Annotated in this window: 20 protein-coding genes; 7 read left to right on the top strand and 13 right to left on the bottom strand. The window is 51.3% G+C overall.

Features of this window, described 5'->3' with window-relative positions:
• The first annotated feature begins 51 nt into the window (after positions 1-51).
• The 7 genes from cmoM to GHC22_RS15275 all read left to right on the top strand — a co-directional run bounded on the left by cmoM (position 52) and on the right by GHC22_RS15275 (position 11,448).
• Positions 52-855: a tRNA uridine 5-oxyacetic acid(34) methyltransferase CmoM gene (gene cmoM, locus GHC22_RS15305; protein ID WP_153753420.1), complete on the top strand. Its 804-nt coding sequence runs from the start codon at positions 52-54 to the stop codon at positions 853-855.
• Positions 848-2,170: a chromosome partition protein MukF gene (gene mukF, locus GHC22_RS15300; protein WP_003831939.1), complete on the top strand. Its 1,323-nt coding sequence runs from the start codon at positions 848-850 to the stop codon at positions 2,168-2,170. Before cmoM ends, mukF begins: the two co-directional genes overlap by 8 nt.
• Complete coding sequence (gene mukE, locus GHC22_RS15295; protein ID WP_003035809.1) at positions 2,151-2,855, top strand: chromosome partition protein MukE; 705 nt, start codon at positions 2,151-2,153, stop codon at positions 2,853-2,855. Before mukF ends, mukE begins: the two co-directional genes overlap by 20 nt.
• Positions 2,855-7,315 carry a chromosome partition protein MukB gene (mukB, locus tag GHC22_RS15290; protein WP_153753419.1) on the top strand — a complete coding sequence of 1,487 codons (4,461 nt, stop codon included), beginning with the start codon at positions 2,855-2,857 and terminating at the stop codon, positions 7,313-7,315. Before mukE ends, mukB begins: the two co-directional genes overlap by 1 nt.
• A gap of 979 nt (positions 7,316-8,294) precedes the next feature.
• Positions 8,295-10,046 carry a L,D-transpeptidase gene (ldtD, locus tag GHC22_RS15285; RefSeq protein ID WP_153753418.1) on the top strand — a complete coding sequence of 584 codons (1,752 nt, stop codon included), beginning with the start codon at positions 8,295-8,297 and terminating at the stop codon, positions 10,044-10,046.
• 177 nt (positions 10,047-10,223) lie between these two features.
• Positions 10,224-10,772, top strand: coding sequence for a YcbK family protein (locus tag GHC22_RS15280; RefSeq protein ID WP_003831948.1), 549 nt, complete (start codon positions 10,224-10,226; stop codon positions 10,770-10,772).
• 28 nt (positions 10,773-10,800) lie between these two features.
• On the top strand, positions 10,801-11,448 hold the full coding sequence (locus GHC22_RS15275; protein WP_153753417.1) for an MBL fold metallo-hydrolase: 648 nt from the start codon (positions 10,801-10,803) through the stop codon (positions 11,446-11,448).
• A 52-nt stretch (positions 11,449-11,500) separates the two neighbouring features.
• On the opposite strand, the gene aspC is transcribed toward GHC22_RS15275, so the two are convergent.
• From aspC to GHC22_RS15210, 13 genes are all read right to left on the bottom strand, one after another.
• A complete protein-coding gene (gene aspC, locus GHC22_RS15270; RefSeq protein WP_048235707.1) occupies positions 11,501-12,691 on the bottom strand; it encodes an aspartate transaminase in 1,191 nt (396 codons plus the stop codon).
• Between the two features lie 183 nt (positions 12,692-12,874).
• Positions 12,875-13,951 carry a porin OmpF gene (gene ompF / locus GHC22_RS15265; RefSeq protein WP_048235705.1) on the bottom strand — a complete coding sequence of 359 codons (1,077 nt, stop codon included), beginning with the start codon at positions 13,949-13,951 and terminating at the stop codon, positions 12,875-12,877.
• A 600-nt stretch (positions 13,952-14,551) separates the two neighbouring features.
• On the bottom strand, positions 14,552-15,952 hold the full coding sequence (gene asnS, locus GHC22_RS15260; protein ID WP_020996514.1) for an asparagine--tRNA ligase: 1,401 nt from the start codon (positions 15,950-15,952) through the stop codon (positions 14,552-14,554).
• Between the two features lie 166 nt (positions 15,953-16,118).
• Complete coding sequence (gene pncB, locus GHC22_RS15255; RefSeq protein WP_153753416.1) at positions 16,119-17,321, bottom strand: nicotinate phosphoribosyltransferase; 1,203 nt, start codon at positions 17,319-17,321, stop codon at positions 16,119-16,121.
• Between the two features lie 194 nt (positions 17,322-17,515).
• Complete coding sequence (locus GHC22_RS15250) at positions 17,516-18,808, bottom strand: site-specific integrase (RefSeq protein WP_048998213.1); 1,293 nt, start codon at positions 18,806-18,808, stop codon at positions 17,516-17,518.
• A 44-nt stretch (positions 18,809-18,852) separates the two neighbouring features.
• A complete protein-coding gene (locus GHC22_RS15245) occupies positions 18,853-19,101 on the bottom strand; it encodes an excisionase family protein (protein ID WP_048998214.1) in 249 nt (82 codons plus the stop codon).
• A 7-nt stretch (positions 19,102-19,108) separates the two neighbouring features.
• Complete coding sequence (locus GHC22_RS15240) at positions 19,109-19,285, bottom strand: hypothetical protein (protein WP_153753415.1); 177 nt, start codon at positions 19,283-19,285, stop codon at positions 19,109-19,111.
• A complete protein-coding gene (locus GHC22_RS15235; RefSeq protein WP_048998215.1) occupies positions 19,282-19,704 on the bottom strand; it encodes a hypothetical protein in 423 nt (140 codons plus the stop codon). Before GHC22_RS15235 ends, GHC22_RS15240 begins: the two co-directional genes overlap by 4 nt.
• Positions 19,697-20,548: an ORF6N domain-containing protein gene (locus tag GHC22_RS15230; protein ID WP_048998216.1), complete on the bottom strand. Its 852-nt coding sequence runs from the start codon at positions 20,546-20,548 to the stop codon at positions 19,697-19,699. The genes GHC22_RS15235 and GHC22_RS15230 overlap by 8 nt, the downstream gene beginning before the upstream one ends.
• On the bottom strand, positions 20,545-20,826 hold the full coding sequence (locus tag GHC22_RS15225; RefSeq protein WP_048998217.1) for a hypothetical protein: 282 nt from the start codon (positions 20,824-20,826) through the stop codon (positions 20,545-20,547). The genes GHC22_RS15230 and GHC22_RS15225 overlap by 4 nt, the downstream gene beginning before the upstream one ends.
• Entirely contained in the window at positions 20,826-21,239 is a 414-nt protein-coding gene (locus GHC22_RS15220; RefSeq protein WP_048998220.1) for a hypothetical protein, read from the bottom strand. The genes GHC22_RS15225 and GHC22_RS15220 overlap by 1 nt, the downstream gene beginning before the upstream one ends.
• Positions 21,232-21,462 carry a hypothetical protein gene (locus tag GHC22_RS15215; RefSeq protein WP_048998222.1) on the bottom strand — a complete coding sequence of 77 codons (231 nt, stop codon included), beginning with the start codon at positions 21,460-21,462 and terminating at the stop codon, positions 21,232-21,234. Before GHC22_RS15215 ends, GHC22_RS15220 begins: the two co-directional genes overlap by 8 nt.
• Positions 21,462-21,818, bottom strand: coding sequence for a hypothetical protein (locus GHC22_RS15210; protein WP_048998253.1), 357 nt, complete (start codon positions 21,816-21,818; stop codon positions 21,462-21,464). The genes GHC22_RS15215 and GHC22_RS15210 overlap by 1 nt, the downstream gene beginning before the upstream one ends.
• Between the last annotated feature and the right edge of the window lie 89 nt (positions 21,819-21,907).

Raw genomic sequence — 21,907 nt, 5'->3', positions numbered from 1 at the left:
CAAAATAGCGGTTTTACTTAGTCACCCTAAAGCCAGCATGTGGAGAGCCCGATGCGGGATCGCAATTTTGATGACATTGCAGAGAAGTTTTCCCGTAACATTTACGGCACCACCAAAGGTCAGCTTCGTCAGACGATCCTCTGGCAGGATCTGGACAAACTTCTTGCCGACTACGCGGGCCAAACGTTGCGTGTGCTTGATGCGGGTGGCGGAGAAGGGCAGACAGCCATTCTGATGGCGCAGCGGGGCCATCACGTCACCTTGTGCGATCTTTCTGCTGAGATGGTGGCGCGAGCGCAACGGGCGGCAGAAGAGCAAGGTGTGAGCGACAACATGCATTTTATACATTGTGCCGCTCAGGACATCCCACAGCATTTGGATTCTCAGGTTGATCTGATATTGTTTCATGCTGTGCTGGAATGGGTGGCCGATCCGCAAGCCGTCTTAAAAACATTGTGGTCGATGTTACGCCCGGGCGGTGCTTTATCGCTGATGTTCTACAATGCAAACGGTCTGTTGATGCGTAATGTGTTGGTCGGTAATTTCGGCTATGTACAGCAGGGAATGTATAAAAAGAAACGGCGCACGTTGTCTCCCGATTTTCCGCGCGACCCTCAGCAGGTCTATCGCTGGCTGGAGGAGATTGGCTGGGAGATAACCGGTAAAACGGGCGTGAGGGTGTTTCATGATTATCTGCGTGATAAACAAAAACAGCATGACTGTTTTGATGCTTTAACAGAAATAGAAACACGTTATTGCCGCCAGGAACCGTATATCAGCCTTGGGCGCTATATTCATGTCACCGCGATTAAACGTCCGGCCCGAGCCGCAGATGCAAGGATAACCTATGAGTGAATTTTCCCAGACAGTCCCCGAACTGGTTGCCTGGGCCAGAAAAAATGACTTCTCCATCTCTCTGCCGGTAGACAGACTTTCGTTCCTGCTGGCGGTCGCCACGTTGAACGGTGAGCGACTTGACGGTGAGATGAGTGAAGGTGAACTGGTGGATGCGTTCCGCCATGTGAGTGATGCGTTTGAGCAAACCAGCGAAACCATCGGCGTCCGCGCCAACAACGCGATCAACGATATGGTGCGTCAACGTCTGCTGAACCGCTTTACCAGCGAGCAGGCTGAAGGCAACGCCATTTACCGTTTAACGCCGCTCGGGATTGGCATCACAGATTACTATATTCGTCAGCGCGAATTCTCTACGCTGCGTCTTTCTATGCAGCTGTCAATTGTGGCAGGCGAACTGAAGCGCGCGGCTGATGCGGCAGCGGAAGGTGGTGATGAATTCCACTGGCATCGCAACGTCTATGCGCCATTGAAATACTCGGTGGCGGAGATTTTCGACAGTATCGATCTGACCCAGCGCATCATGGATGAACAGCAGCAGCAGGTAAAAGACGACATCGCACAGTTGCTAAACAAAGACTGGCGGGCGGCGATTTCCAGTTGTGAAATGCTGCTGTCTGAAACATCTGGTACGCTGCGTGAGCTGCAAGATACGCTGGAAGCGGCAGGGGATAAGCTGCAGGCTAACCTGTTACGCATCCAGGACGCCACGATGACGCATGACGATTTGCATTTTGTCGATCGGCTGGTGTTTGATTTACAAAGCAAGCTCGACCGCATTATTAGCTGGGGCCAGCAGTCAATTGACTTGTGGATCGGCTACGATCGTCACGTGCATAAATTTATCCGTACCGCGATCGACATGGATAAAAACCGCGTCTTCGCCCAGCGTCTGCGTCAGTCCGTGCAGACCTACTTTGACGACCCATGGGCGCTGACCTATGCCAACGCCGATCGTCTGCTGGATATGCGTGACGAGGAGATGGTGCTGCGTGACGAAGAGGTCACCGGTGAACTTCCGGAAGACCTGGAATATGAAGAATTTAACGAGATCCGTGAGCAGCTGGCGGCGATCATCGAAGAACAGCTGGCTATCTACAAATCCAGACAAACACCACTGGATCTCGGTTTGGTAGTGCGCGAGTATCTGGCGCAATACCCACGTGCGCGTCATTTCGACGTCGCGCGTATTGTTATCGATCAGGCGGTACGCCTTGGCGTAGCGCAAGCAGACTTCACCGGACTGCCAGCCAAATGGCAGCCGATTAATGATTACGGAGCCAAGGTACAGGCGCATGTCATTGACAAATATTGAACAAGTGATGCCGGTAAAGCTGGCGCAGGCGCTGGCGAATCCGTTATTTCCGGCACTGGATAGTGCCTTACGTTCGGGCCGCCATATCGGTCTGGATGAACTGGATAATCATGCCTTCCTGATGGATTTTCAGGAATATTTTGAAGAGTTTTACAGCCGCTATAACGTGGAATTGATCCGTGCGCCGGAAGGGTTCTTCTACCTTCGTCCGCGTTCAACGACGCTCATTCCGCGTTCGGTCCTGTCTGAACTGGACATGATGGTGGGTAAAATTCTTTGCTATCTCTATCTCAGCCCGGAACGCCTGGCGAACGAAGGGATTTTTACCCAGCAAGAGCTGTACGACGAGCTGCTAACGCTGGCAGATGAAGCGAAGTTACTGAAGCTGGTGAACAACCGTTCAACCGGTTCTGACGTTGACCGCCAGAAGCTACAGGAAAAAGTGCGTTCTTCGCTCAACCGCTTGCGCCGCTTAGGCATGGTGTGGTTTCTGGGCCACGACAGCAGCAAATTCCGTATTACGGAATCTGTCTTCCGCTTTGGTGCGGATGTGCGTAGCGGTGACGATCCGCGTGAAGCACAGCGTCGCTTAATTCGTGATGGTGAAGCGATGGCGGTCGAGAACCGTCTGCAGCTCAACGATGAGCCCGAAGAGAATCAGCCGGACAGTGGAGAAGAAGAATAATGATTGAACGCGGTAAATTTCGCTCACTTACGCTGATTAACTGGAATGGTTTTTTTGCCCGTACGTTTGATCTCGATGAGCTGGTCACCACGCTGTCCGGTGGTAACGGTGCGGGTAAATCCACCACCATGGCGGCATTTGTTACGGCGCTCATTCCGGACTTAACCCTGCTGCATTTCCGTAACACCACCGAAGCCGGTGCAACCAGCGGTTCACGTGATAAAGGCCTGCACGGTAAGCTGAAAGCAGGGGTTTGTTATTCAATGCTCGACGTCCTCAACTCGCGTCATCAGCGCGTGGTCGTGGGGGTGCGTCTGCAACAGGTTGCTGGTCGCGATCGCAAAGTGGATATCAAACCGTTTGCCATTCAGGGGCTGCCGATGTCGGTACAGCCAACCCAACTGGTGACGGAAACGCTGAACGAACGCCAGGCGCGCGTACTGTCTTTACCTGAGCTGAAAGAGAAGCTTGATGAGATGGAAGGCGTGCAGTTTAAGCAGTTCAACTCAATAACCGATTATCACTCATTGATGTTCGATCTGGGCATCATTGCCCGTCGTCTGCGCTCTGCGTCCGATCGTAGTAAATTCTACCGTCTGATTGAAGCCTCGCTGTACGGCGGGATCTCCAGCGCCATTACCCGTTCACTGCGTGACTACCTGCTGCCGGAAAACAGCGGCGTACGTAAAGCGTTCCAGGATATGGAAGCCGCGCTGCGTGAAAACCGTATGACGCTGGAAGCGATTCGCGTAACCCAGTCTGACCGCGACCTGTTTAAGCATTTAATCAGTGAAGCGACCAACTATGTGGCCGCAGATTATATGCGCCACGCCAATGAACGTCGCATCCATCTGGATAAAGCACTGGAATATCGTCGTGAACTGTATACCTCGCGCAAGCAGCTGGCGGCAGAGCAGTACAAACACGTGGATATGGCGCGTGAACTGGGTGAACACAACGGTGCGGAAGGCGATCTGGAAGCTGATTACCAGGCCGCGAGCGATCACCTGAATCTGGTGCAAACCGCGCTGCGTCAGCAGGAAAAAATTGAACGCTACGAGGCGGATCTCGAAGAATTGCAGGTCCGTCTTGAAGAACAAAACGAGGTGGTCGCGGAAGCCGTTGACCGCCAGGATGAAAACGAAGCCCGCGCAGAAGCCGCTGAGCTGGAAGTGGATGAGCTGAAAAGCCAGCTTGCCGATTACCAGCAAGCGCTGGACGTCCAGCAAACGCGAGCCATCCAGTATACCCAGGCGATCCAGGCCCTAAACCGGGCGAAAGAGCTCTGTCACTTACCGGACCTGACAGCCGACAGCGCCGCCGAATGGCTGGAGACTTTCCAGGCCAAAGAGCAGGAAGCCACTGAAAAGCTGCTGACGCTAGAACAAAAAATGAGCGTGGCGCAAACCGCGCATAGCCAGTTCGAACAGGCTTATCAGTTGGTGGCGGCTATCAACGGCCCGCTGGCGCGCGGTGAAGCCTGGAGCGTGGCGCGTGAACTGCTGCGCGAAGGCGTGGAACAGCGCCACCTGGCAGAACAGGTTCAGCCGTTGCGTATGCGACTGAGCGAACTGGAGCAGCGTCTGCGCGAACAGCAGGATGCCGAGCGTCTGCTGGCCGAATTCTGCAAGCGTCAGGGTAAACAGTTCGATATCGATGAGCTGGAAGCGCTGCACCAGGAGCTGGAAGCGCGCATCGCCGCCTTGTCGGACAGCGTCTCGTCTGCCAGCGAACAGCGTATGACGCTGCGTCAGGAGCAGGAACAACTACAATCCCGTATTCAGCATTTGATGAAGCGGGCACCTGTCTGGCTGGCTGCGCAAAATAGCCTGAATCAGCTTAGCGAGCAGTGTGGCGAAGAGTTTACCTCCAGCCAGGAAGTGACTGAGTATCTGCAACAATTGCTGGAGCGCGAGCGTGAGGCCATTGTTGAGCGTGATGAAGTCGGTGCACGTAAAAATGCAGTTGATGAAGAGATTGAACGTTTAAGTCAACCGGGCGGGGCGGAAGATCAGCGTCTGAACGCGCTGGCGGAACGCTTTGGCGGCGTACTGCTGTCAGAAATTTATGATGACGTTAGCCTTGAAGATGCACCGTACTTCTCTGCGCTATACGGTCCTTCGCGTCATGCCATTGTGGTACCGGATCTGTCGCTGATTACCGAACAGCTTGAAGGGCTGACGGATTGCCCGGAAGATCTCTATTTCATCGAAGGGGATCCGCAGTCGTTTGATGACAGCGTCTTCAGCGTTGATGAACTGGAAAATGCGGTGGTGGTGAAAACTGCCGAGCGTCAGTGGCGTTATTCTCGCTTCCCGACGGTGCCTATTTTTGGGCGTGCAGCACGTGAAAGCCGTATCGAAACCCTGCATGCCGAGCGTGAAGGGCTGTCTGAACGTTTCGCCACGCTCTCCTTTGACGTCCAGAAAACCCAACGTCTGCATCAGGCGTTCAGTCGCTTTATCGGCAGCCATCTGTCGGTGGCGTTTGAAGCCGATCCAGAAGCGGAAATTCGCCAACTGAATAGCCGTCGCGTTGAACTGGAACGTGCGCTGACCAATCATGAAAATGATAACCAGCAAAGCCGTATGCAGTTTGAACAGGCGAAAGATGGCGTCTCTGCGCTGAACCGCCTGCTGCCGCGCTTGAATCTGCTGGCAGATGATACGCTAGCCGATCGCGTAGACGAAATTCGCGAGCGTCTGGATGAAGCTCAGGAAGCCGCGCGTTTTGTACAGCAACATGGCAATCAGTTGGCGAAACTGGAACCTATCGTTTCGGTTCTGCAAAATGACCCTGAGCAGTTTGAACAGCTGAAGGAAGACTATGCGTATTCCCAGCAGATGCAGCGCGATGCGCGTCAGCAGGCTTTTGCGCTGACCGAAGTCGTACAGCGTCGGGCGCACTTTAGTTATTCCGACTCAGCCGAAATGCTGAGCGGCAATAGCGATCTGAACGAAAAATTGCGTGAACGCCTGGAACAGGCGGAAGCCGAACGTACCCGCGCTCGTGAAGCGCTGCGCAGCCACGCCGCACAGTTAAGCCAGTACAACCAGGTCATGGCATCGCTGAAAAGCTCTTTTGACACCAAAAAAGAGCTGCTGAACGATTTACAACGTGAACTGCAGGATATTGGCGTTCGTGCGGACAGCGGTGCCGAAGAGCGCGCGCGTATCCGTCGTGACGAACTGCATGCACAACTCAGCAACAACCGTGCACGCCGCAACCAACTTGAGAAAGCACTGACCTTCTGCGAAGCGGAGATGGAAAACCTGACCCGCAGACTGCGCAAGCTGGAACGTGATTATCATGAAATGCGCGAGCAGGTAGTCACCGCCAAAGCCGGCTGGTGTGCAGTCATGCGGATGGTGAAAGATAACGGTGTGGAACGTCGTCTGCACCGCCGCGAGTTGGCCTATCTTTCCGGTGACGAACTGCGTTCCATGTCGGATAAGGCGCTCGGTGCGCTACGTCTGGCGGTTGCGGATAACGAGCACCTGCGCGATGTGTTGCGTCTGTCTGAAGATCCAAAACGTCCAGAGCGCAAAATTCAGTTCTTCGTCGCGGTTTACCAGCATCTGCGTGAACGTATTCGCCAGGATATTATTCGTACCGATGATCCGGTTGAAGCTATTGAACAGATGGAGATTGAGCTGAGCCGTCTGACGGAAGAGTTAACCTCACGCGAACAGAAGCTGGCGATCAGCTCACGCAGCGTGGCGAACATTATTCGTAAGACCATTCAGCGTGAACAGAACCGTATTCGCATGCTGAACCAGGGGCTGCAAAGCGTGTCGTTTGGCCAGGTCAACAGCGTTCGCCTGAACGTCAATGTGCGTGAAACACATGCTACCTTGCTGGACGTACTTTCAGAGCAGCATGAACAGCATCAGGATTTGTTTAACAGCAATCGCCTGACCTTCTCAGAAGCGCTGGCGAAGCTGTATCAGCGTCTGAATCCGCAGATAGACATGGGGCAACGTACGCCACAAACCATTGGTGAAGAGCTGCTGGATTATCGTAACTATCTGGAAATGGAAGTTGAGGTTAACCGTGGCTCTGACGGCTGGCTGCGTGCTGAGTCTGGTGCGTTGTCAACGGGGGAAGCGATCGGGACCGGGATGTCTATTCTGGTGATGGTGGTGCAAAGCTGGGAAGATGAAGGCCGCAGATTGCGCGGGAAAGATATCTCTCCTTGCCGCCTGCTGTTCCTTGATGAAGCTGCACGACTCGATGCGCGTTCTATTGCGACCTTGTTTGAGCTGTGTGAGCGTTTGCAGATGCAGCTGATTATCGCTGCGCCGGAAAACATCAGCCCAGAGAAAGGCACCACCTACAAACTGGTGCGTAAAGTCTTCCAGAACACCGAACACGTTCACGTGGTGGGGCTGCGCGGATTTGCGCCTCAGTTACCGGAACCGCTGCCGGGGACTGAAGATGCCTCCTCGCAGGCAAGCTAAGCAAAAAGGCGGCTACATGGCTAATGCTCATCAGTTAAGCATGTATGATGAACATGTGATTCTTGCTCAGGGTTCCGTTCACCTCAGTGGTGTCATTTCTCTGAAGCGCAGATACCTGTGAACGTGCAAGGGAGGCTCACCGCCACCTCCCTTGCAACCCAGACTCCCGGCGGGAAAATCGTCGCTGCGCGAGTTATTCGTCTTATGCCGTCTGCCTGTCGGGTCGGGGCCGAGCCTGCATCCATGCAGGCCATCCCCTCTGCCCGCATCCCTGCGGGCAGTCCCGGGCAGACGTCAACGCCTCATCGATTTTCAGCCGGACAGGGGTCATCGCTTCAATGCCCTGACTTTCAGTAAAAGCTGTTTTGCTGTTTAAACAAAAACGCAGATGGTCAGGCGTGGCTGGTCCGGCTGAAAATTGCCGACGTGTTTCCGTAAGGCCGGGAGAGCCAGCATGGATGCTGGCTCAGGGCGCGCTTTGCAGGGACGCTTCCTCGCGCCCGGCCCGGTAGCCAGGAGGAATAAGCGGAGGGTATTGCGTAGCAACAATTTTCCCGCCGGGAGCCGGGATTGTAAAGGGCGTGGCGGAGAACGCCCTTTACACGTTCACGGGAATCCGTGTTTCAGAGAAACAATGAGCATGAGGTGAACGGAACTCTATTTCCGAGATAGCATGTTCTTTACCTCCGCCAGTTTACTGAAACTGAGGCGCTAACTGACTGGCATTACGGCTACATGGCCGCCTTATTTTTTTCCGAAAAGACTTCATGCCTGGTGTAATTTCTTTAGACTTCTTTACATTAGGTTAGGCAAAAAGTTTTTGATGTTTATATACTAAAGGTGAGCCTAACGCGTCACAGGCTTGCTCGTCATACTTCAGTTTGTATTGGCGTTTTACAGGTCCGACCCTCGTCAGAATAAAGAGGAATACAGACGGCCTGGCTATTCAGAGTATGATAAAGAAAACAGGGGGCAAGGGATGTTGCTTAATAAAATGTTTGGTCGTCGGCTGTCGGCAATCAGTTTGTGCCTGGCCGTAACATTCGCTCCACTGTTCAATGCTCAGGCCGATGAGCCTGAAATGATCCCTGGCGATAGCTCTGCGACCGTCAGTGAACAGCCAACAGCGTTATCGCAGCCGCAGGTTCAATCTTCTGCGACGGCCATCATGGCGGGTATTCAACCGCTGCCAGAAGGCGTGTCTGTCGATAAAGCCCGCGCCGAAATACACTCTCAGCTGCCAGCAGGTTATACGCCGGTTTACATGAGCCAGCTGGAACTGCTGTATGCCGCACGCGAAATGAAGCCGATGTGGGAAAATCGTGATGCGGTAAAGGCATTTCAGCAACAGTTAGCCGAGGTCGCAATTGCCGGCTTTCAGCCGCAGTTCACTACCTGGGTTGCACTTCTGACTGACCCGGCAGTAACCGGTCAGGCGAGAGACATCGTGCTCTCTGATGCGATGATGGGGTATCTGCACTTTATCGCTAACATCCCTGTCAAAGGTAATCGCTGGCTTTACAGCGATAAGCCCTATGCGCTAACGACGCCGCCGATTTCCGTCATCAACCAGTGGCAGGTCGCACTGGATAACGGTCAACTGACTTCATTTGTGGCCAGCCTTGCGCCTCAACATCCGCAGTATGCAGCCATGCATGAATCACTGCTCAAGCTGGTGGGCGATACACGTCCCTGGCCACTGCTCACCAGTACAGCAACGCTGCGTCCGGGGGAGTGGAGTAATGACATCCCCGCGCTACGTGAAATTTTGCGTCGAACCGGGATGCTGGAGCCTGCCGTCAGTACGTCTGGCAAAGAAGGTCGTGGCACCTACGATCGTGAATTGGTTGATGCGGTAAAGCGTTTTCAGACGTGGCAGGGACTTGGCGCAGATGGCGCGATTGGCCCAGCCACACGTGACTGGCTGAACGTGACGCCTGCTCAGCGTGCGGGCGTGCTGGCGTTAAATATTCAGCGCTTGCGCCTGCTGCCGAGTGAGCTGTCTACCGGTATCATGGTGAACATTCCTGCCTATTCGCTGGTTTATTATCAGAATGGCAATCAGGTGCTGGCCTCGCGCGTTATTGTCGGGCGTCCCGATCGTAAAACGCCGATGATGAGCAGTGCGCTGAATAACGTGGTCGTTAACCCACCGTGGAACGTGCCGCCAACGCTGGCCCGAAAAGATATCCTGCCTAAGGTCTGGAATGATCCGGGGTATCTTGAGCGTCACGGTTATACCGTGATGCGCGGCTGGAACAGCAAAGAAACGATAGATCCGTGGCAGGTTGACTGGGCGACCATCACTGCCTCCAATCTGCCGTTCCGCTTCCAGCAGGCTCCGGGAGCGCGTAACTCGCTCGGACGCTATAAATTCAACATGCCGAGTTCGGACGCTATTTATCTGCACGACACGCCGAACCACAATCTGTTCCAGAAGGATACGCGGGCATTAAGCTCCGGCTGCGTGCGGGTGAATAAGGCCTCTGAGCTGGCAAATATGCTGCTACAGGATGCGGGCTGGAATGATACGCGCATCTCGGATGCCCTGAAGCAAGGGGATACGCGGTACGTGAATATTCGCCAGAATATCCCGGTCAACCTCTACTATCTGACCGCATTTGTCGGCCCTGATGGGCGCACGCAGTATCGTACAGATATTTACAATTACGATCTGACAGCGCGATCCAGCGCACAAATTGTGTCAAAAGCCGAGCAATTAATCAGATAAATGAAGCAGTTCGAGGAAAATGATTGTCGTAAGTTATGCTGGAAACGGGGCAAAATGGCTGTGAGCCCCGTATTTCCTGGGGTTGGGAGCCTTGACGTGGACTACTTAGCCAGATAAGGTTTCCCGCGTGCGCTAGAGCATACATACGATAACATTGACCTTGTAGACCTTAATACCATGGACAAATTTGACGCTAATCGCCGCAAACTGCTGGCGCTTGGTGGCATTGCCCTCGGCGCTGCCATCTTGCCTACGCCTGCGTTTGCAACACTCTCTACCCCACGTCCGCGTATATTGACTCTGAATAACCTGCATACCGGTGAGTCAATAAAAGCAGAGTTTTTTGATGGCAGGGGCTATATTCAGGACGAATTAGCAAAACTTAACCACTTTTTCCGTGATTTTCGGGCCAATAAAGTGAAATCCATTGACCCGGGACTGTTTGATCAACTCTTCCGTCTGCAGGGCCTGCTGGGCACGCGTAAACCCGTACAGCTGATCTCAGGCTATCGCTCTATCGATACCAATAATGAACTCCGTGCACGTAGCCGTGGTGTGGCCAAGAAAAGCTACCACACTAAAGGTCAGGCCATGGATTTCCATATTGAAGGCATCGCATTAAGTAATATTCGCAAAGCTGCGTTATCTATGCGCGCAGGTGGTGTAGGATACTACCCCAGCAGTAACTTTGTGCATATTGACACCGGCCCTGCACGGCACTGGTGATCCATAAGCTTAATGAAACAGGAGCTGTATGAACTATCGTATTATTCCGGTCACTGCATTCGCCCAGAACTGCTCGCTAATCTGGTGTGAGCAGACTCGTCTGGCCGCGCTGGTCGATCCCGGCGGCGATGCCGAGAAAATCAAACAGGAAGTGGATGCCAGCGGTCTGACGCTAATGCAGATCCTGCTTACTCACGGTCATCTTGACCATGTTGGGGCGGCGGCTGAACTGGCACAGCATTATGGTGTACCGGTTATTGGCCCGGAAAAAGAAGATGAGTTCTGGTTACAGGGACTCCCTGCTCAGAGCCGCATGTTTGGCCTGGGAGATTGTGAGCCGCTGACGCCCGATCGCTGGTTGAATGAAGGTGACCGGATAAGCGTTGGCAACGTGACGTTACAGGTTCTGCATTGTCCGGGTCATACACCGGGACATGTGGTTTTCTTTGATGAGCAATCAAAGTTACTGATTTCTGGTGACGTGATTTTCAAAGGTGGCGTAGGGCGCAGCGATTTCCCGCGCGGTGATCACAGCCAACTGATCGATTCGATTAAACGTAAACTTTTGCCGTTGGGCGATGATGTGACGTTTATTCCGGGTCACGGCCCAATTTCTACGCTGGGTAACGAACGGCTACATAACCCGTTCCTGCAGGATGAAATGCCTGTCTGGTAATATCTCAGATAAACAAAAGGCCGCTATTGCGGCCTTTTTTGTGCGCGATAGATTACAGTACTGCGACAATCGCTTCGCACAGCGGCGCCATATTATCTGGCGTCATTCCTGCCACGTTTACGCGTCCGGAAGCGACGGCATAGACGCCAAATTCTTCACGCAGACGCAGAACCTGTTCTTTGGTCAGGCCGCTGAATGAGAACATGCCGTTCTGTTTGATGATAAAGCTGAAGTCGCGGTTTGCACCTTTCTCCTGCAGCGTATTCACGAACAGTAGACGCATGCGCTGAATGCGCTGGCGCATATCAGTCAGTTCCTGTTCCCAGATGGCACGCAGCGCATCGTTGCTCAGAATCGTGGCCACTACGGATGCACCGTGTGCTGGTGGGTTGGAATAGTTAGCGCGAATGGCTGATTTCATCTGGCTGAACGCACGGTCAACGGTTTCAGTATCGGCAGCAACCAGCGTACAGGCGCCTACACGCTCATTGTACAGTCCAAAGTTCTTGGAGTAGGAGCTGGCAACGATCAGCTCTTTGTGCAGAGCCGCAAATGCGCGCAGACCTTCTGCATCTTCTTCCAGGCCACGGGCAAAACCCTGGTATGCGAAGTCGAACAGCGGTAACCAACCTTTTTCGACAGACATCTGAGCCAGCGTTTGCCACTGTTCCAGCGTAGGATCGATGCCGGTAGGGTTATGGCAGCAGCCGTGGAATAGCACCACGTCGCCAGCCTGCGCTTCGCTGAGGCTTGCCAGCAGCGCATCAAAATCTAACGAGTGGTTTGCTGCATCGTAATAGTTGTATTCACAAACTTCCAGGCCTGCAGAGTTAAAGACGCTCTTATGGTTCGGCCAGCTTGGATTGCTCACCCATACGCGTTTAGCCGACGTATTTTTTGCCAGGAAATCAGCTGCCACACGCAGTGCACCAGTGCCGCCAGGGGTCTGTGCGGTACGTGCACGCTTATCGTTGATCAGCGAACTTTCTTTACCAAACAGTAGTTCCTGAGTGCAGCGACCAAACTCTGGAATACCGTCAATGCCAAGGTAATTTTTGGTGGTTTCATTTTCCAGTATATATTGCTCGGCTTTTTTAACGCTGGTCAGCACCGGCGTTTTGCCTGTCTCATCTTTATATACACCGATCCCGAGGTTTATTTTTCCAGGGCGGTCATCGGCACGAAACAAATCAGCCAGACCCAAAATGGGGTCGGCAGGAGCGGCGGTAATGTTCTCAAACATGACGAGGTTCCATAGTGATTACAGAAGGGAAGTCCGCTATCAGGTTAACGGTAGATTTAAAAAATGCCAACCGTTACTGACGAAAAGCTGAGGTGTTTTTTTAAGACGCAAGAATTCGCTAGCAGATATAAAAAAACAGGACCGAAGTCCTGTTTTATAGGCATTTAACAAAGAGGTCTGCTATTAGAACTGGTAAACGATACCGACTGCTACGGTGTCGTCAGAGTTCACGCCCAGTTTGTTATCAGAGTCGATCTGGTTGATCTGGTAGTCAACATAGGTGGACATGTTTTTGTTGAAGTAGTAGGTAGCGCCTACTTCAATGTAGTCAACCAGATCTTCGTTACCCACGCCTTCTACGTCTTTCGCTTTAGATTTGTTGTAGGAGAGGGATGGACGCAGACCGAAATCGAACTGGTACTGAGCGACAACAAAGAAATCTTCAGTTTTGTTGGCGAAGCCACTGTTTCCGGCACCTGAGATGCGAGTTGCGTTACGGGTTTCACCGTAGTTCGCTGCCAGGTAGATGTTGTTAGCATCGTATTTAACGCCAGTTGCCCACTGCTCAGCTTTTTTGCCGCCGTTAGCGTAGAAAGAGTTTTCCTGCGCGTTGGTACGGTCAGCTGCACCGTAAGCGCCAACGATACCGAAGCCATCCATTTCGTAGCTTACAGAACCGCCAACGCCGTCACCGTTAGAACGACCGGTATTGCCATCACGCTCGTTTTTACCCAGATACTGGATACCGAAGTTCAGGCCGTCAACCAGACCGAAGAAGTTAGAGTTACGGTAGGTTGCAACACCACCCACACGGCCAACGAAGAAGTTGTCGCTGTATGCGGTATCACCACCAAATTCTGGCAGCATATCGGTGTAACCCAGTGCATCGTAAACGATACCGTAGTTACGACCGTAGTCGAAAGAGCCCAGATCGGCATATTTCAGACCAGCAAATGCCAGACGGGTTTTGTTGCCGTTCTGAGCGTCACTGCCGCCTTCAGAGTTATTACCGGCAAAGTTGTATTCCCACTGACCGTAACCGGACAGATCGGAATTAATCTGAGTTTCCCCTTTGAAACCAAGACGGGCATAAGTCTGATCGCCATCGTTGCCAGCGTTATCAGAAAAATAGTGCAGACCTACGGTTTTACCGTATACATCCAGCTTGTTGCCATCTTTGTTATAAACTTCTGCAGCGTTAGCTGCCCCGGCTACCAGCAGAGCAGGGATAACCACTGCCAGAATATTGCGCTTCATCATTATTTATTACCCTCATCGGTTTTTATATGACACCTGCCACTGCCGCCAATAAATTCCGTCAATCAAAATTTACGGAACTATTGATGAGAGTTTGGTGTCTTTATGTGTCTGACAGGCATCTTTCCATTCAAACTACCGTTTCGCTACCGTCAAAGTGCTACAAATATAAAGATTTGGTTTCAAAAAGAAAAAATGTGTAACAAATTGTTATTTTTGTGCAACTTTGTGAACAGCGTCAAACTTCGGATACCCCTGCGCTTAAAATTCTCGTTTTTATTTCTATTTATATGATTTTCTTATGTTTAATTTTGCTAAGGTCATTTTTTCTCCGTTATGCCGGAAAGTTCGGATTTTACAGGTAACGATTTTTGGACGTCTGGAGTGCCGTGCGAGAGGCTAAAAAATGTACTATTTAATCAGAAAATGCTAATCCACAATAAAATTGCTGATTATTTTTTGTGCAAATGTATTGCGACGAAATATTACGTAACAGGTGGAGGGGATTGAAAGGTTGTGTTTAACGTGAGATGGGTATCCAGATAACACTAAAGGGGTATAAAAAAGGCCAGCAATGCTGGCCTTTGAAACAATAACGCACGTTTAGAAGGTGGCGTTACGTGGAGTACGCGGGAACGGAATAACATCACGGACGTTCTGTACGCCGGTGACGTAAGCGATCAGACGCTCGAAGCCCAATCCGAAGCCGGAATGCGGAACGGTACCGTAGCGACGCAGGTCGCGATACCACCAGTAATCCTCTTTGTTCAGACCCATTTCCAGCATACGGGCATCCAGCACGTCCAGGCGCTCTTCACGCTGAGAACCACCGATGATTTCACCGATTCCCGGGGCCAGTACGTCCATTGCAGCAACGGTTTTACCGTCTTCGTTAAGGCGCATATAAAACGCTTTGATATCTTTCGGGTAGTTTTTCACTACCACCGGCGCTTTAAAGTGCTCTTCAGCAAGGTAACGTTCATGCTCAGAAGACAGATCCACACCCCAGTAAACTGGGTTTTCGAACTGTTTACCGCATTTTTCCAGAATGCTTACCGCGTCGGTGTAATCCACCTGCGCGAAGTCAGCGTCAATGAAACGTTCCAGGCGTGAAATCGCGTCCTTGTCGACACGTTCAGCGAAGAATTTCATATCATCCGCACGTTCTGCCAGTACAGCTTTAAACGCGTACTTCAGCATCGCTTCAGCCAGGCCTGCAACATCATTCAGGTCAGCAAAAGCCACTTCTGGTTCCAGCATCCAGAACTCTGCCAGGTGACGACTGGTGTTAGAGTTTTCTGCACGGAATGTCGGGCCAAAAGTATAAATTTTAGACAGGGCGCAGGCGTAGGTTTCACCGTTCAACTGACCGGAAACGGTCAGGAAGGCTTCTTTACCAAAGAAGTCTTTGTCGAAATCGACTTTGCCCTGATCGTTACGCGGCAGGTTTTCCAGATCCAGCGTAGAAACACGGAACATTTCACCGGCACCTTCCGTATCGGAAGCGGTGATCAACGGAGTCGATACCCAAAAGAAACCCTGCTCGTGGAAGAAACGATGCAGAGCTTGCGCCAGCGTATGACGTACACGCGCTACCGCACCAATCATGTTGGTACGCGGACGCATGTGCGCCACTTCACGCAGATACTCAATGCTGTGACGCTTGGCTGCCATTGGGTATGTGTCAGGATCTTCAACCCAGCCCGTTACTTCAACCTCAGTGGCCTGAATTTCAAAGCTCTGTCCTTGTCCAGGAGATGCAACGACTTTACCCGTTACGATAACTGAACAACCCGTCGTCAGGCGCAGTACGTCCTGATTGTAATTGGGCAGAGAATTATTGATGACGGCCTGTACAGGATCAAAGCAGGAACCGTCATAAACGGCGAGGAAGGAGATGCCAGCTTTTGAATCTCGGCGGGTACGCACCCATCCGCGCACGGTGACTTCGCTGTCAACGGCTACGCGGCCTTGGAGTACGTCGGCTACAGGCACAACGCTCATAATATTCTCTCTGTTAATAGTCGGATATATAAACACATGTCCACCCGTAATGGGGGGATACCTATGTTACCTGGCATCTGCAATCAGACAAGCAGAATTCGTAGCTGGAGTGAAAGATTTCGGAAATAAACGCGAAAAAGGGAGCCAAAATGGCTCCCTGGAAGGCTTAACTGGCTTTTTTGATATGCGGAAGATCGAAGGCTTTGCGCAATGCACGAACAAATGCTTTATCGTGGCAGATGGTTTTACCCGGGCTGTCAGATAACTTCGCCACCGGTTTGCCGTTACATTCCACCAGCTTAATAACGATATTGAGCGGCTTAACCTGCGGAATGTCGCATGTTAGCCGTGTCCCAATACCAAAACTCAGCTGTACGCGGGAAGAGAAGTGGCGGTAGAGTTCAATCGCTTTTTTCAGATCGAGATTATCTGAGAAGACCAGCGTTTTGCTTAGCGGATCAATACCCAGTTTTTCATAATGAGCAATGGCTTTTTCACCCCATTCCACCGGATCGCCTGAGTCATGGCGTAACCCTTGGTAGCGGGTAGCGAACTCAACGCCAAAGTCGCGTAAAAATGCGTCCATGGTGATGCAATCGGTCAATGCAATGCCGAGTTGATCAGGGTATTCATTTAACCAGGCTGCCAGGGCTACGCGCTGGCTGGTGGCAAGTTCTGGACTGATTTGCTGATGAGCCTGGAACCACTCATGCGCCTGCGTACCCATTGGGGTTAATGACAGGCGGCGGGCCAGATCGTAGTTACTGGTGCCGACAAACCAGGGCTCTTGCTGCAGGCGTTTAACGATAGCCTGCTGTACTTCGCGCGAAAAACGACGACGCGTACCGAAATCCATCAAATGGAAGCGGGACATATCGACATCTTTCGTTAAAGCAGAGAATTCTACTAGTTTGCTTTCCAGCTCATCGAGTGCCTGCGGGACGCCTGATTCAGGTGAACGGTAACGATGTACCAGTTCGCTAATCACCGCTAACAGCGGGACTTCCCACATGATCACTTCACGCCACGGACCGGTTAAGCGGATGTTTAGCTTGCCGTTATCATTGGTGACGCAAACCTGTTCCTGGTTATAGCGGAAATCACGTAACCAGGTGAGGTAATCAGCTTTAAAGAAAGGCAGGCCGGAGAGCCACTGGTACTCATCCTCCTGCAGTCGCAGGTGCTGCATAGCATTCACCTGCTCACGAATAGAATCGGCATAAATACCGAGCAGGTCATCGCCACGGCAACGAAATTCAGCCGCTACTTGTACATCATAGTAGTGGTGAAAAACGGCTTGCTGCATATGCAACTTATAAGCGTCTGTATCCAGCAGCGAGTGCAGAACAGGAGAAGCGAATTGTGTCATAGGTGCGCAGTAGCATCCTCTCACGGGAGCGTTTAGTACAATAAACAACTAAGAAAACCGCTGGAGTATACCCTGTTTAGCGATTTATTGAACCCCGATCACACCATAAGCTCTCTTTCTGGTCGAGGGCAATTCGTGCCACGTGTTATGAAAATGTAGCGATACCACCGCTAACCACTTGATTTAAATGCTATCTACTGTGCTGATACAATGCTTTGGGGCAGTGATGGGGCAAAACGTGAAAGAGCCTGGTTGAGCAGTGAAACCTGTTCGGCACTCTTTTCTGACATCCACCTTCCATACACCTTGTAAACCATCTGAGCATCGGTATGCCCCATCTGAGTTGCTATAAAGTTTGGGTTTGCACCAGCTGATAATGACCAGCACGCATAGGTATGCCGTGACTGGTACGCGTTACGGTAGCGAATACCCGCGCGCTTGATTATCGGGGCCCAAATTTTATTAATGGAATTAACCGCGTAGTGATATCCTGTGCGAGGTCCACGTTTGACACATTGAGGGCTGAATACGAAAGTGCACGGTTGTATGACGGACTGTCCATACTCACGCAATTTCACTTCAACCTCATACTGCCGGCCAAGGCGTGTCAACTGGGCCTGATCCCTCAGGGCATCAATAGCTGGTTGTATGAGATAAATCACCCTGTCAGTTCCTGCCTCGGTTTTTGGCAGGGTGAACTCATACGTTTGGGTCAGGTTACGTTTAACCGTAATGGTACCCGCAGTGAGATCGATATCTTCCCATGCAAGACCACATAATTCCCCATGCCTCATTCCGGTATAAACGGCAACGGTCCAGAGGTTACGCATCTGCTGGTGGCCACATGCCTGAATGAACCTGATGAACTCGTCTGACGTGAGTGGATCGGGTTCGTCTTTAGCCTTCCTGAGTCTGTTAATTCCGCTAAACGGGTTTTCCTTTGCATAACCGTTATCAGCTCCGAACTGGAAGATCTCGGCCATCAGCATCATGTAATTATTCACCGTGGAAGACTTCCGGCCTTTTACCTGTGTCCGGTGATCCTTCTTCATTACATGGAAGCCCGTCAGCAACTCTTTCCTGACATACAGCAAATCTTCAGTGGTAACCGCAGAAACCATTTTATTTTCGCCGATGCGCGGAAGCATGTTTTTTATGATGGATTCGTACCTACTCATGGTGTTAGAGCTGATCTCCATTCTCTTCAGCTCTGACCATCTTTCTGTAAGCTCCAGCACAGTAATTTCCTTTCTATCCTGACCGAACCGGGCAAGGTTCGGTGAGTTTGGGAATTTTTCTGCATAGTTAAAATTTCCCATCCTTATCGCAAAACAAACCGAAGAACGCAGCTCACCAGCTATCTTGCGATTTTTTGCAGTGTCAGGGACACCGAGGTTTTCCCTGACACGTTTACCTTTATACAGAAACCAGATGCGGAGTGAACCGCCGTGGTTTTCGACGCCTGTCGGGTATGATGTATTAGCCATTAAGCCCTCCTGACGTCCAGGAGCATCGACGAGTGTACTGCTTTTCATGCTCTTTGCGCACCTGGTTGATTTTTTTTCTGCGCCTCGATCCAGAGATCGACTGCTTTCCTGTTGTACATGCACTCACTTGATGGCTTCGGATTTCCATCTGGTGAGACATGAACGTACTCCCTGCCAAGTAGCCATGACTCCTTACGAGCGCGGGTGATGGTACCGGGCTTAAGCCCGGTTACAGATATCAAAACTTTTTCAGTTACCCAGTCGTTAGGTACCAGCATAATCACATTTGACATACCCACCTCACACTACATTCAGGCCACGGCAGTGGCACCAGACTTCAAACATTCTCTTTACCACTTCCTGGTAGTAGAAACCGTCGCAATCCCGCGTAAGGCCGTAACGGCTCCCGTACTGTTGGCGCACCCATATTTCGAATGCCTTGTGCATTACTTCACCTCCGCAGATAACGTCGTTCATGAAATTGAATCTCCGGCAGTTTCTTTTGTGTAGTTTTCCCATCCCCCATAACTGTTCACCATTTCCCCAAGCCTTGAGAAGCAGGCATTCATCCATCGGATTCCCCTTGGGGTTAATGTTGGTACAGCCCCCCAGTCGATGAAGTCAGAATTACTGCGGTGCATATATTTAATGAGGTCCAGAATGTTGATGTAATGGGCACGGCGTTTTTCCATATCCCAGCCTTTGTCTTCCAGATACGAATCGATGAATCCCTGTAATGCTGGCTGAGCAAGGGAAATATCACCGAACTGGTGGCGATAAACCGGGCGGCGGTGAAGGCTGACCAGATAAAACAGATACGCATCGCATACCCATGTCAGAGCTTGCTGGTGGGCTATCTGTAATGATCCCGCGGGATACCAGAATTGCTTATTCATTTCCCCGACCCTCCGGCGTATAAATCGCTTTATCGTGGCTGTACTCGCCATTCCAGGTCTTTTTCATAGGCAACTCACCTTTCATGTACAGTTGGTACAGGCGGTGACAGCCATTTTCAAGAAGCACGGGCGTAAACCGGGTAAATTCGTCTGATCCGTGCGGGGTGATTTGCGTTTCGTCTTCGGTCAGGTATTTGTCGCGGGCATATGATGCCACCCGCCACTTTGGGTTTTTATCCGGATCCCGCTGGGCGTTGTAGAGCCAGTTGCGCTCATAGGCCCACCAAGACATTTTGCTGACGTTGACACCGTTCAGACCCTTACAGAAGGCAGGGATCGTCATGCCTTTGGTGAAGTGCTTCTCCAGGCTTTCTACGGTGGCGCTGAGAGTTTTATTTTCCAGTGCAGCAGCTTCGGCACGTTCTTCTGCCTCAATCACCATTAGCGCCAGCTCTTTACGGCTGACTGGCAGGGCAATTGCGTCACGCTGCGTGAAGTAAAACTCCACCAGGTCTTCGTGGTAACCCCATGCCTGATCGGTTTCCAGCATTTTTGCGTGATTGGCTGCGCCACGCTCGGTCCAGAGAATCAACTGACTCGTATATTTACTAACCAACCCTCTTAAAGAGGGGAGCCTTTTGAACTCCTGCAATTCAGCACCTTCCACTTTGAAGAAATGCTTACCCTCAACGAAGCGCGATTCGTTGCGAGAAAAGTTATTTGTGAGCATTTTCTCCGTTGCACCATAACCCGCCGCCAACTGCTCAGTTGTCACAACGCGCTGACCGCGATACTCGATGCGCTGCAGATCGATTGCCGCTACCGGTACTAATTCAGTTTTCATGCTTTATCTCCAAAGGCGCGACGCAGCGCTTTCTTCATTTTCTTTCCGTTGTTCACTGAGCAATAAAGTTCTGCCAGCTTCTGGGCCATCATTTGCTCGCCGGTTTCTTCATTGACAAAATACTGATTCGGGTTGTTCTTTATGAACTCTTGCACCATTGGTAACGCGAGAAATTCATCAGGACTGTAAATTCTCGACTGGCGTCGAAGATGCTTTGCATTCGGCACCCTGTGCGAGGATTCAACTGCAAAAACGTTTGCGTTATCCTGGTTAGCCATCAGCGCACACCCTCTGGTTTGCTGGATTGAAGTTCATTGCGTTCTTTCAAGTAGCTGTCGTGCATGGCATCCCACTTTTCACACCATTTCTGCATTTCTCGCTTACGTGCCAAGATGCGACGCAGACGGCGAATACAACGTTGGTGGGCGGCAAGATATTCAGCCTTTGTTTCTCCGTCTCGCCATACCTCCCTGTCATCGCGATCAATACGCACCCGCGGGTGACGCTGCTCAAAACCAGAACGGCTGAAAGCTTCGGTGGTCATGAAGAAAGCCAGATAGCGGATCGCCGTATCCCGTGTGAAGCATTTTTTAGTGCGCCCGTGTCGTACTGCCACGAACAAAGGGCCAACTGGCGTATCGTGTTTATGTAACGCGAGGTCAATCGCGCTTACGGTACGGTTGTCAGTCATTCGATATCTCCTCAAGGCGTAGCTCCATTTCGCGAGCCATTTCGATAAAAGTGTCCAGTGCGCAAATATGTTCGTCGTCGAGCAGCCGGCGGTCGCATGTCACACGACCTTTTTCGATGTAAAGAACAACGCGCCCGGTGAAGTTCGGAAGGACGTGCAGATCCACGTTGAGAACTGGGGTGGGGATCTGCATTCCATGCATAATTGTTTGTTGTGAGGCCATTAGTTAATCCCTCCACATACGTATTTCTCTTTCGCGTGTTTAATTAATTCCGCAAAAATCTCGTCAACAATCATCTTTCCTGTTTCGGTCAGATATTCGGTGTGTCCATTGATATCGACACTTTTCATATACGTCAGGCGAAGAAATGTTTCCGCTTCTGTGTTGAATTCAGTCCGAGCCTGTTTTTCGAAACGCAGCAAAAGTTTCAGCATTGATTCTTCGTTAATCTCGATAACCTGAATATTGTCATCGGGCATATTTACGGAGAGGCAGTAACCTCCTGTCTTGCGCTTCATTCGGTTTAATGCCGCAATAGCAATACGGTGGCGATAAATTTCAATGGTGTTGTTTTTCATTGTCATTACCGCCCGTAAGCCTTGCGCAGAAAAAGGTTTGCAATATGCAGATAGCTATTGCCATAAGAGGCAAAGAGCTTTGCTGTTTT

This window comes from Citrobacter sp. H12-3-2 (assembly GCF_009649895.1).
GTDB classification, from domain to species: Bacteria; Pseudomonadota; Gammaproteobacteria; order Enterobacterales; family Enterobacteriaceae; genus Citrobacter; species Citrobacter portucalensis.
Note: the sequence above shows the minus strand (reverse complement) of the source record. Positions and strands in the feature narration are given on the sequence as shown.

Bases quoted from the DNA above. Each gene is read 5' to 3' on its own strand.
- GHC22_RS15245 (WP_048998214.1), bottom strand. From the start codon at position 19,101: ATGTCAAATGTGATTATGCTGGTACCTAACGACTGGGTAACTGAAAAA.
- mukF (WP_003831939.1), top strand. From the start codon at position 848: ATGAGTGAATTTTCCCAGACAGTCCCCGAACTGGTTGCCTGGGCCAGA.
- GHC22_RS15210 (WP_048998253.1), bottom strand. From the start codon at position 21,818: ATGAAAAACAACACCATTGAAATTTATCGCCACCGTATTGCTATTGCG.
- GHC22_RS15240 (WP_153753415.1), bottom strand. From the start codon at position 19,285: ATGAACGACGTTATCTGCGGAGGTGAAGTAATGCACAAGGCATTCGAA.
- GHC22_RS15280 (WP_003831948.1), top strand. From the start codon at position 10,224: ATGGACAAATTTGACGCTAATCGCCGCAAACTGCTGGCGCTTGGTGGC.
- GHC22_RS15215 (WP_048998222.1), bottom strand. From the start codon at position 21,462: ATGGCCTCACAACAAACAATTATGCATGGAATGCAGATCCCCACCCCA.
- GHC22_RS15250 (WP_048998213.1), bottom strand. From the start codon at position 18,808: ATGGCTAATACATCATACCCGACAGGCGTCGAAAACCACGGCGGTTCA.
- mukB (WP_153753419.1), top strand. From the start codon at position 2,855: ATGATTGAACGCGGTAAATTTCGCTCACTTACGCTGATTAACTGGAAT.
- GHC22_RS15220 (WP_048998220.1), bottom strand. From the start codon at position 21,239: ATGACTGACAACCGTACCGTAAGCGCGATTGACCTCGCGTTACATAAA.
- asnS (WP_020996514.1), bottom strand. From the start codon at position 15,952: ATGAGCGTTGTGCCTGTAGCCGACGTACTCCAAGGCCGCGTAGCCGTT.
- GHC22_RS15225 (WP_048998217.1), bottom strand. From the start codon at position 20,826: ATGGCTAACCAGGATAACGCAAACGTTTTTGCAGTTGAATCCTCGCAC.
- GHC22_RS15230 (WP_048998216.1), bottom strand. From the start codon at position 20,548: ATGAAAACTGAATTAGTACCGGTAGCGGCAATCGATCTGCAGCGCATC.
- mukE (WP_003035809.1), top strand. From the start codon at position 2,151: ATGTCATTGACAAATATTGAACAAGTGATGCCGGTAAAGCTGGCGCAG.
- GHC22_RS15235 (WP_048998215.1), bottom strand. From the start codon at position 19,704: ATGAATAAGCAATTCTGGTATCCCGCGGGATCATTACAGATAGCCCAC.
- ompF (WP_048235705.1), bottom strand. From the start codon at position 13,951: ATGATGAAGCGCAATATTCTGGCAGTGGTTATCCCTGCTCTGCTGGTA.
- cmoM (WP_153753420.1), top strand. From the start codon at position 52: ATGCGGGATCGCAATTTTGATGACATTGCAGAGAAGTTTTCCCGTAAC.
- aspC (WP_048235707.1), bottom strand. From the start codon at position 12,691: ATGTTTGAGAACATTACCGCCGCTCCTGCCGACCCCATTTTGGGTCTG.
- ldtD (WP_153753418.1), top strand. From the start codon at position 8,295: ATGTTGCTTAATAAAATGTTTGGTCGTCGGCTGTCGGCAATCAGTTTG.
- GHC22_RS15275 (WP_153753417.1), top strand. From the start codon at position 10,801: ATGAACTATCGTATTATTCCGGTCACTGCATTCGCCCAGAACTGCTCG.
- pncB (WP_153753416.1), bottom strand. From the start codon at position 17,321: ATGACACAATTCGCTTCTCCTGTTCTGCACTCGCTGCTGGATACAGAC.